Origin of the sequence: Prevotella pectinovora, assembly GCF_000834015.1 — a bacterium.
GTDB lineage: Bacteria > Bacteroidota > Bacteroidia > Bacteroidales > Bacteroidaceae > Prevotella > Prevotella pectinovora.
In genome coordinates this window covers 202,262-212,848 of the sequence record NZ_JXQI01000060.1, presented here as the reverse complement: position 1 = coordinate 212,848, position 10,587 = coordinate 202,262, and the positions used below count along the sequence as shown (strand labels likewise).

Here is a 10,587-nt window from a genome sequence, read left to right as displayed (position 1 = left end):
CCTCTTCGACAGACCGATTCTACCTTTTTACAACAAAGGTACGAAACTGTCTTTAGCAATCATAGTTTTACCTTGATTATTTTGGAGTTTATGCGACTTCGTCGCAATCTTCTGCAAACTTAGAGGTCATTAGGCCGTTTAATGTATAATTTTAATAACTGCTTGCAGTCTTTAGCTTTTTATAAGGCGTCTTTTGCCTGTTTCTAATTCACAATAGTTTGCTGCTTTCTGTTTTTTTTATATCTTTGCCCACAGCTGTCGCATATTCTACCCCAATTCTGTCGTCAGGCGGTTGGGAGTTTATATGCATACAGAGCAAATGTTGAATTATCTAAACAACTGTGAACCATGAAAAAGTACATATTCCTATGCCTGTCTGTCCTTATGCCGCTGCTGGCGAATGCCCAGGGGATAAAGGGAGCGTGGAACGGACTGCTTGAAGCAGGTTCGTCAAAATTGACAATCGTTTTCCATATCAATGCCGACGGCACCGTTACCATGGACAGTCCGGACCAGGGGGCCACGGGACTGCCGGCAGAGGTGAAATGTCTGCAAGAAGACACCTTGTCTATCGAACTGTCCCAGCTTCGGGCGCAATATACAGGAAAGCTCAAGGGCGAGGAGATTCTTGGCACATTCTCACAGATGGGCTACTCATTCCCGTTGAACTTGAAACGCGGCGAGGTGAAAGTAAACCGTCCGCAGACTCCGCAGCCGCCTTTCGACTATACCATGCAGGAGGTGGCATTCCAGAACAAGGGCGTCGACGGCAAGACTGGTCTTCCAACGGAAGGCGGAGAAGCCTGGCTGGGCGGTACGCTTACATATCCAAAGAATTTCAAGGCAGGGATGCCGGTCGTTATCATGGTAAGCGGCAGCGGACAGCAAGACCGCGACGAGGAAATCCTTGGTCACAAGCCCTTCCTCGTGATAGCCGACTATCTCGCCCGTCGCGGCATAGCCACGCTGCGCTATGACGACCGTGGAGTGGGCAAGTCGACAGGCGATCCTACGAAGGTCACCATCCAGAGCAACATGCTCGACGCCCAGGCAGGAATAGACTATCTGAGGAGCACGAAGAAATTCGGCAAGATAGGTGTGCTCGGCCATAGCGAGGGAGGCATCATCGGCTATATGCTTGCCGCCAAAGGCAAGGCAGACTTCGTGGTGTCACTCGCCGGTCCCGTGTTGCGTGGCGACAGTGTGCTGCTGATACAAAACCGGGATCTGCTTGCCGTTTCCGGTCTCGATGAGGCAAGTATCGAAAAATATGCAACAGCATTGGGCAGAGTGTTCAGATACAAGATGTCGGGACAGCAGAACAAGTTTGCACAAACTCCCGAAGCACTCGTTCCGATGCTGACGGCAGATATCGACCTCCTGCCCGAACTCCGTGCCAACCTCGTTGGCGTGGTGAAGCAGATAGACTCACCATGGCTCATCTCCTATCTGAAATACGACCCGGCAGCGGATATCCGCAAAGTGGAATGTCCGGTGATGCTTCTCATTGGCGACAACGACAAGCAGGTGAACTCAGCAATAAACTTCCATGCAGCGGAGACTCTTTTCAGCAAGACCGTAAGGGCAAAGAGCCTCTTCAAGACGTATTCCAAGCTCAACCATTTCTTCCAGCCGTCAGAAAGCGGTTCTCCGCTCGACTATGCCAAGATAGAGACCACTATTTCAGAAGAAGTGCTCTCCGACATCGGCGACTGGATTTCTGAAGCCGCCAAATAGGATGCAAAGCCGTGTAGAAGTGTCCTTGTGGAGTATTTTTTAGAACCTCTATACAATAAATATTATAAAGCCTCGTTATGTAAACGTGTTTAAACGTTTATACATAACAATTACGCTTGCGCTGCTCCTTTCTGTAGGGGCAAAGGCGCAGTATGACGCATCGTTCAGCCACTACTGGGACATGGAACCTTATTTCAACCCGGCAGCGGTGGGAAAGCAGCCAAAACTCAATGTCGTGGCGGCATACGCCCTCGACATGGCAGGTTTTGAAAACAATCCCCGCACGATGTATCTCGGTGCTGATATGCCCTTCTTCCTGCTCGGCGCATATCACGGAGCCGGCGTGTCTCTCATCAACGACCAGATAGGTCTTTTCACCCACCAGCGCATAGCCCTGCAGTATGCTTATAAGCACAAGCTCTTTGGCGGCAATATAAGCGTGGGCGCACAATTCGGATTCCTCAACGAACAGTTTGATGGCTCGAAAGTGGATTTGGGCGAGTCAAACGACCCGGCATTCGCCACTTCCGACGTGAAGGGAAACGCCATGGACCTGGCGGCAGGTATCTACTACACACATGGCCGATGGTATGCCGGAGTCTCGGCGCAGCACCTCACTTCTCCGCTCGTGGAGCTCGGTGAGACCAACGAGCTGCAGATAGATCCTACATATTATTTGACGGGCGGATACAATATAAAGCTACGAAATCCGTTTGTTACAATACCTACGTCGGTGCTCGTGCGCACAGACACCAAGGCATACCGTGCCGACATATCCGCAAGGATAGTGTATACTAACGAGAAAAAACTCATGTATGCCGGAGTGTCATACAGTCCGACGAATTCCGTCACGGCGCTAATCGGAGGATCGTTCCACGGCATCAACCTGAGCTACAGCTACGAGATGTACACCTCAGCGATAAGCTTGGGCAACGGCAGCCATGAACTGATGGTCAGTTATCAGACCGACCTCAACCTCTTCAAGAAAGGCAAGAACAAGCACAAGAGCGTGAGAATCCTGTGATGCGAAACGGCCGGCAAAACGCTGGCGGCAATAAGAGGGGACGCTCTTGCTGAATAGATACATATAATAAAGAATATAGGAAAAAGAAATATGAAAATGAAGAATAGCATTGTGATCGCAGCCCTGATCTGCGTGGCAACCCTGTTTACGGGCTGCTTCGGCGGAAAGATGGCCACAACTAGCAGGGGAGGCGAGCTGACAGGAACAGGAGGCGGCAGAGGCTTCTCCGAGCCGACGCCGTTCGGAATGACCCTTGTGAAGAAAGGCTTCCTGAAGATGGGACTCGAGAGGCAGGACAGCCTCTGGGGAAAGCAGACCCCTGTGAAGGAAATATCAGTGGACGGATTCTGGATGGACGACACGGAGATAACCAATTCCGAGTATCGACAGTTTGTATACTGGGTGCGCGACTCAATCCTCAGAACACGTCTCGCCGACCCTTCATACGGCGGCGACGAGTCGTATATGATTACCGAAGACAAGAACGGTGACCCCGTGACCCCACACCTCAACTGGAAAAAGGCTCTTCCGCGCAAGCCGAACGAAGACGAGCAGCGTGCCATAGAGAGCCTTTATGTCACCAATCCCGTGACCGGTGAGAAGATGCTCGACGCCAGCCAGATGAACTACCGCTACGAGATTTACGACTACGTTACGGCGGCAAAGCGCCGTAACCGTCTGAATCCATCAGAGCGCAATCTCAACACCGACGTCCAGGTGAACCCGGACGAGGTGGTGATGATTTCAAAGGATACGGCATATATCGACGATGAGGGAAGGATAGTGAGACAGACCATCAACAGACAGCTCACCGGTCCGTGGGACTTCCTCAACACTTACATCGTGAACGTATATCCCGACACTACATGCTGGGTGAACGATTTTCAGAACTCAGACAACGAGACATACATGCGCCTCTATTTCAGCAGTCCTACCTACAACGAATATCCTGTGGTGGGAGTGACCTGGGAGCAGGCAAACGCCTTCTGTGCATGGCGTACCGACTATCTGCTCAAAGGACTCGGAGGCGTGGCGAAATACATCCAGCGCTACCGTCTGCCTACAGAGGCAGAATGGGAGTATGCGGCGCGCGGCAAAGAAGGAAACGAATTCCCATGGGAGAACCGCGACGTGAAGAACGACCGCGGATGCTTCTATGCCAACTTCAAACCAGACCGCGGCAACTACACCCAGGACGGTAACCTGATAACGAGCCGCGTGGGGATATACTCCGCCAATTCAAACGGACTGTATGACATGGCGGGAAATGTGGCAGAATGGACAAGCACGATATATACCGAAGCCGGAGTGACCGCCATGAACGACCTCAATCCGCAGCTTTCCTACAATGCGGCGATAGAAGATCCGTACAAGATGAAGAAGAAGAGCGTGAGAGGCGGTTCGTGGAAAGACCCTGAGTCGTATATCCGTTCGGCATGGCGCACATGGGAATACCAGAACCAGCCAAGAAGCTATATCGGTTTCCGCTGCGTGAGAAGTCTGGCAAGTACAACAAGTTCTAAACAAAAAGGGAGTAAGAAGAAAAAATGACAGTATACAGCAATTTTAACGTGATATACCGCTTGCAGAAGTGGTTGGATAGCGTACCGGGACAGACGTTCATGAACTACGCTTACAGTTGGGGTGCGTCTATCGTTATCCTCGGTACTCTGTTCAAACTCACCCACCTGCCGGGAGCAAACTTCATGCTTTTCCTCGGAATGGGAACAGAGGTTATAGTGTTCTTCATCTCAGCCTTCGACCGTCCGTTCGACAAGACCGCCGACGGTAAGGACCTGCCGACACACGTCACCAAAGAAGAGATAGAAGAAGAGTATAAGGAGGATATGGAAGCCCGCGAGGCAGCAGAGAATGCCGACTCACAACCATTCTCAACACAACCGGCAATGGTACAGCCTGCTGCCATGGCAGGCGTGAACGGCGGCGGAACGATAATCATCGGCGGCGGAATGCCAGCCGGAGCAGCTGCAGCGCAGCCAACGCCATCATCGGAAGCCGACGGCGAGGGACAGGATGCGGCGACAGTTGCCGGAGCAGCTGCAATGGCAGCATCGCAGACTGTGAACATGCAGCAGTGGGTGGCACAGCAGGCACAAGTGTCTCCGGAAATGGCCGAGGCAACGACAAACTATGTGGAGTCGCTCAACAACCTCACCGAAATCATACAGAAGGTGTCGGAGCAGAGCATGCACCTCACCCGCGATTCAGAGGAGATGGAAAACCTCAACCGCACGCTCACCGGAATCTGCAAGATATACGAGATGCAGCTTAAGGCAGCAAGCGCCCAAATCGGTACGGGTGACCAGATTAACGACAAGCTGCAGAAGATGGCACAGCAGATAGAGCAGCTTAACGCCATCTATGCCCGTATGATAGAGGCAATGACCGTCAACATGCGTGCCGCAGCCCCCGGCACCCCACAGCAATAAAGACAAATCCTTGATTATTAAACAGCATAAAAGTGGCAATAAAGAAAAGACCAATATCTCCTCGCCAGAAGATGATCAACCTCATGTATGTCGTCTTGATGGCAATGCTCGCGATGAACGTCTCGACACAGGTGCTCGACGGTTTCTCCATCGTGGAGGAGAGCCTGCAGCGCTCAACCGACAACTCGGCGAAGGAGAACCAAAGCATCTACGGCAATTTTGCCGAGCAGATGAAGAGCAACCCTGAGAAGGTGCGTGAGTGGTTTGAAAAGGCCACGGCAGTGAAGCGCATGAGCGACTCTCTGTATAACTTCGCTCAGGAACTGAAGGTGGAGATCGTGCGCGAGGCAGACGGTGCAGACGGTGACATCCATAACATAGAAAGAAAGGACGACCTCGAGGCAGCCAGTCATGTGATGCTCGCTCCCGGTACGGGAAAAGGCAAGAAACTCTTCGATGCCATCAACTCCTTCCGTGAACGCATCCTGAAGATGGTGCCAGATGCCGCACAGCATAAGATCATCGCCGGCAACCTGTCGACCACACTCCCCAAGAATGCCAAGACAATGGGCAAGAACTGGCAGGAGTATATGTTTGAAGACATGCCGGTGGCTGCTGCCGTAACGCTTCTCACCAAACTGCAGAACGACGTGCGTTATGCCGAAGGTGAAGTGTTGCACACTCTCGTGGCAAACATTGACATGAAGGATATCAGAGTGAACAAACTCAGTGCATTCGTAATTCCCAACGCACAGACCATCGTGCGTGGCGATAAGTTCTCTGCCCAAATAGTGATGGCTGCCGTAGACACCACACAGCAACCGAAGATCTACATCGGCGGACGACAGATGAACCTGCGCAACAACACTTATGAGATAGTGACAGGACGGACTGGCGAGTTCAATCTCGCCGGATACATCACGATGCAGAACGGACAGGGCGACGTGATTCGTCGTGACTTCACACAGAAGTATACTGTAGTGGATCCGAGCGCCACGGTGTCTGCCGACCTCATGAACGTGCTCTATGCCGGATATACAAACCCTATAAGCATAAGCATCCCAGGAGTGCCTCTCAACAAAGTGACGGCATCAATGAGCGGCGGTACGCTGCAGCCGGTAGGACCGGGCAAGTATATCGCCCGTCCTGCAGCAGTAGGCAAGGACGTCACCATCACAGTGATGTCGACCACCACCGGTCATCCGCGCCAGATGGGACAGTTCACGTTCCACGTGCGCAAACTGCCGGATCCGACGGCATATCTCGCCATCGGCACCAACCGCTATCGTGGCGGCGGACTCGCCAAGGCATCGCTTATGGGTTCTCACGAAGTGAAGGCTGCAATCGACGACGGACTCCTCGATATTCAGTTCAAGGTGCTCAGCTTCGAGACAGTATTCTTCGACAATATGGGAAATGCCGTTCCTATGGCTTCTGCCGGAGCTTCATTCTCGGAACGCCAGAAGAATGCCTTCCGCGGACTCCCCCGCAACCGCCGCTTCTATATCAGCCGTGTCACTGCAGTAGGTCCTGACGGCATCAAGCGAACGTTGCCTTCGTCGATGGAGGTCATCGTGAAATAACAATATGAGAAAAACTATATACGATATATGAAGAAGATATTTCTAATAATATTCGCAGCTTGCCTCACCGGAATGGCGAACGCACAGCCTGCCGCACGCCGCAAACAGCAGCAACAGACCACCTCAAACGCCCAGAACATCACGACGAGGGCTCAGATATCCTTCCCCGTCGCTGCCACTATGGACGAGGACGTGGTTTGGCGCCGCGACATCTATCGCATCATCGACCTCAACGAAGATGCCAATGCCGGACTCTACTATCCTGTTGAGGCAGTGGGTTCACAGATGAACCTCTTCACCTATATGTTCAAGCTCATGATGCGCCAGCGCATCAATGCCTATGAATACAGGCTCGACGGCAACGAGGTGTTCAACGACGCATCGAAGATAAAGCCATTGGCATTCCTCGACAATTATCATATATATTATGAAAAGAAGGGCAACGGCATCAACATCGACAACAGCGACATACCGTCGAAGGAAGTGAAGTCGTATTACATAAAGGAGAGTGCCTACTACGACCAGCGTTCAGCCACCTTCCACACCAAGGTGATAGCGCTCTGTCCTATCATGTCGAGAGAAGACGACTTCGGCGATGCTCCTCAGACCTATCCGCTCTTCTGGGTGAAGTATGACGACATCGCCCCATATCTGAGCAAGCAGATAATAATGACGAGCGACTTGAACAATGCCGCCACGATGACTCTTGATGATTATTTCACCAAGAACATGTATCGCGGCAAGATATACAAGACCACCAATATGCTCGGCAAGACGCTCGCACAGTATTGCAAGTCAGACTCTGCCATGACCAAGGAGCAGAAACGTATAGAGGGAGAGCTCATCGCCTTTGAGAAGAATATCTGGGGCGACCAGCAGCTCAAGGATTCTCTCGACAGCATCGCCAAGGCTCAGCAGACCGTGAAGGGAAAGAAGGTGCGCAAGAAGAACCGTCGTGCCGGTGGATCGGCTACGGAAGACAAACAGACCACTGTAAAGAAGAAATCACGTCGCAGCTCTTCTTCATCCTCTGGCGGAGGCTCATCGTCAGCAAGGGTGTCGGTGCGCCGTCAGCGCCACTAAGAAACATATATACAAGGGGACAAGCGAGGAGCCGTCAGGGTGAGACTTGCTTGTCCTTTCTGCTTATAAAATACCAAAATCCAAGCAAGCGCTAATGGCCGATTGGAGGATAAGATGAACTGCTGCTTTTATTATTCAGACATTAGTTTTATTATAACAACTATATTAACCATAAAACAAAATTAAGCTTATGAAAAAGATTTTCGCTCTTGCCCTCGTGGCATTAGGTATGATGACAGCAAATCCGGCTCAGGCTCAGATCAAGTTCGGTCTCAAGGGTGGTCTCAACATCACTGATATGTCTATGGACAGCAAGGTGCTCGACGCCTCTAACCGTACAGGATTCTTCATCGGTCCGTCTGTAAAGTTCACTCTTCCTGTAGTGGGTTTGGGAATCGACGCTTCTGCTCTCTACGACCAGCGTGAGGCAAAACTGAAGGGAGAGGTAAGCGGATATGAGGCAGATCTCAACACCAAGGTTAAGCAGCAGGCTATCAACATCCCTGTGAACCTTCGCTATACCTTTGGTCTTGGAGACATCGCCGGAGTTTATCTTGCTGCCGGTCCACAGTTCGGTTTCAACGTCGGTGACAAGAACTTCGACATGCTGAAGGCTGCCAACTATAAGTTGAAGTCAACGAACTTCAGCGTTAACGTTGGTGCCGGCGTTACTCTCATCAATCATCTGGAGATTGGTTTCAACTACAACATCGCTTGTGGCAAGACCGGTGAGGTGACAGGAAAGAGCGTTGCTACAGAGACTATCAAGAATCTGCTCGACAGCGAAGGCAAGTCTAACGCTTGGCAGATTTCAGCAGCATATTATTTCTGATAAGTGCTGAACGGTTAATTCCCCATTGCCTTATGGGTAAGGGATAAAAAAAGAAGGTCGGTGGACATGATGTTCCTCCGGCCTTTTTTGTTCAGAGTATGTTTCCTCTCCGTCTGGGGTTTATCCCCAATCGGTCATCAGGCTGTTTAGTGTGTTATCACATTTTGTGTGATGGCGTGTTATTGCCGTACCATGGATTATCCTTTGTCATCTCATCATTATCACCCTTTTGATGATAAGTCTTTTGTATTCCCGTTTCATTTCGTTTGGCAGGAAAGAGTTGTCTATGAGGTCGATCCATTTTGATATTGCCTTGCCGAACTTGTTAGCCATGTTCTGTATCACCTTCTCGTTAAGTCCCGATGCAGTCATTGCCTTCTCGAAGTCAGACCTCTTTATCTTCCTTTTCTTTCCGTTCAGTGTCAACGCCAGCTCTTCCGTGTCCTGTGGCATCACTATCAGAGTAGACAACAGGTCGTAGGCAGGAGTGAGACAGAATCCCAGAGGGGTCTTGTATAGCGAGAAATTCTTCAGATGCATATCGGAGTTTCCCGTTATCCATGAGAAGACCACCACCTCCCAGAAATTCACCAGATCGAGCTGTGGCACCGCCGAATACTTCTTTATCAGCTTCGCTATCTGCTCATACGAACCCTTGTATTTGTATTCCGTCAGTCGCTCCGACAACTGGCACATGTCTTCCATTGCCGTTTTGCTGCCGTCGGGTTGGCGGTCAATCCTCCGCGTTATGTAACACAGTTCACCGTCGTCGAATCTTATCAGCCCGTGAGGCACTACTGCGATTTTCGCTGCTTCTGCCATATGCATGGTCAGGTCTTCCAGTTCAGGCAGCGAACGGTAGGTATCGGTCTGGGGCTTCAGTATGAAGCGTCCCCACAGACCCACGATGGTGAAGCGGTCAGGTTCGTTCTTCTGGCCATGGTTCACGTCGAGCGACAGTTTCGCCTGCACTCCGGTCAGCGTGGTCTGTGCTCTCACCACTCTCTTTGCCAGTTCTCCAATCTGGCTCCTGTTGTATGGCAGCACCGGTGCCGTCTTCACCCCATACAGTTTTTTTGCGCATGAGGGATGATAGTCAGTCTGTCCCTCTTTCAGCTCTTTGTAGCAATATAGACATTTTGCCATCCTTATTCCCTTTCTTCTTCAATAGGTACCACACTCACTGCTCCGATGCAGTCTTTGCAGCATGCCATGAGCAGCGACATCCTGTCGCGCTGGTTTATCTTCCAACTCTTTTCCGCTATGTCGAGCAGCCACCCCTCAGGAATCAGTCCGTCGAAAAACGGAAACAACACCGTGTCATGGTATTCCTTGTTTGTCAGCGGCATAGTGAGACTTATCGCTTCCGCATTGTCAGAATCGAGATAAGCGCTGTCGTATCTGAAAGTGAATCCCGTCTCGTCTTCCGTCAGCGTGCCGGCAAGACGGTCATGCATATAGACTTTTCCTGTTTTCATGCTTTATCCTCCTCATTTCCTATTCTGACCGCTCCCACCTGTCTGCCGAACAGGGCAAGCACCTGGTTCACCTTGTCCAGACGGAGCGTTGTCTTTCCCTGTTCCAGTTCGCGCACGAATCTCAGTCCAACACCCGATTTCTCTGCAAGGTCAATCTGTGTCAGTCCGAACTGCTTTCGCATTTCCTTTACAAATCCCGATAAACTGTTCTCCATATAATTATACCCTTTAGGGTGCAAATATAGTAATTATTATATTTATTTACACCCTTTCGGGTATAAAATTAATATTCAAGATTTATATTACACCCTTTCGGGTATAAATGAAGCCGCTCTTTTGGTATGATTCCCTATTATTCAAGGTGGGTTTTAACCTATGGTATGTCCCATAATATAGTTTG

The 10,587-nt window shown here is 50.7% G+C and carries 10 protein-coding genes; 7 read left to right on the top strand and 3 right to left on the bottom strand.

Annotated elements, in window-relative coordinates; genetic code table 11:
- The first annotated feature begins 348 nt into the window (after positions 1-348).
- The 7 genes from ST42_RS08025 (at position 349) to ST42_RS07995 (ending at position 8,709) form a co-directional block, all read left to right on the top strand.
- Positions 349-1,737 (top strand): alpha/beta hydrolase family protein, encoded by a 1,389-nt coding sequence (locus ST42_RS08025; protein ID WP_044073107.1) that lies wholly within the window; start codon positions 349-351, stop codon positions 1,735-1,737.
- Between the two features lie 85 nt (positions 1,738-1,822).
- Positions 1,823-2,761, top strand: coding sequence for a PorP/SprF family type IX secretion system membrane protein (locus tag ST42_RS08020; RefSeq protein ID WP_022316172.1), 939 nt, complete (start codon positions 1,823-1,825; stop codon positions 2,759-2,761).
- A 90-nt stretch (positions 2,762-2,851) separates the two neighbouring features.
- A complete protein-coding gene (gene porK / locus ST42_RS08015; RefSeq protein ID WP_044073105.1) occupies positions 2,852-4,312 on the top strand; it encodes a T9SS ring complex lipoprotein PorK/GldK in 1,461 nt (486 codons plus the stop codon).
- Positions 4,309-5,211 carry a type IX secretion system motor protein PorL/GldL gene (gene porL, locus ST42_RS08010; protein ID WP_044073103.1) on the top strand — a complete coding sequence of 301 codons (903 nt, stop codon included), beginning with the start codon at positions 4,309-4,311 and terminating at the stop codon, positions 5,209-5,211. The genes porK and porL overlap by 4 nt, the downstream gene beginning before the upstream one ends.
- A 32-nt stretch (positions 5,212-5,243) precedes the next feature.
- Positions 5,244-6,794 (top strand): type IX secretion system motor protein PorM/GldM, encoded by a 1,551-nt coding sequence (gene porM / locus ST42_RS08005; RefSeq protein WP_044073102.1) that lies wholly within the window; start codon positions 5,244-5,246, stop codon positions 6,792-6,794.
- Between the two features lie 27 nt (positions 6,795-6,821).
- Positions 6,822-7,877, top strand: coding sequence for a type IX secretion system ring subunit PorN/GldN (gene porN / locus ST42_RS08000; protein WP_042519488.1), 1,056 nt, complete (start codon positions 6,822-6,824; stop codon positions 7,875-7,877).
- A 190-nt stretch (positions 7,878-8,067) separates the two neighbouring features.
- Positions 8,068-8,709 (top strand): porin family protein, encoded by a 642-nt coding sequence (locus ST42_RS07995; protein ID WP_044073101.1) that lies wholly within the window; start codon positions 8,068-8,070, stop codon positions 8,707-8,709.
- 207 nt (positions 8,710-8,916) lie between these two features.
- On the opposite strand, the gene ST42_RS07990 is transcribed toward ST42_RS07995, so the two are convergent.
- The 3 genes from ST42_RS07990 to ST42_RS07980 are packed head-to-tail and all read right to left on the bottom strand — an operon-like array spanning position 8,917 to position 10,402.
- A complete protein-coding gene (locus ST42_RS07990; RefSeq protein ID WP_044073100.1) occupies positions 8,917-9,855 on the bottom strand; it encodes a HipA domain-containing protein in 939 nt (312 codons plus the stop codon).
- 2 nt (positions 9,856-9,857) lie between these two features.
- Positions 9,858-10,187 carry a HipA N-terminal domain-containing protein gene (locus ST42_RS07985; protein ID WP_042519485.1) on the bottom strand — a complete coding sequence of 110 codons (330 nt, stop codon included), beginning with the start codon at positions 10,185-10,187 and terminating at the stop codon, positions 9,858-9,860.
- Positions 10,184-10,402, bottom strand: coding sequence for a helix-turn-helix transcriptional regulator (locus ST42_RS07980; RefSeq protein ID WP_044073099.1), 219 nt, complete (start codon positions 10,400-10,402; stop codon positions 10,184-10,186). Before ST42_RS07980 ends, ST42_RS07985 begins: the two co-directional genes overlap by 4 nt.
- Between the last annotated feature and the right edge of the window lie 185 nt (positions 10,403-10,587).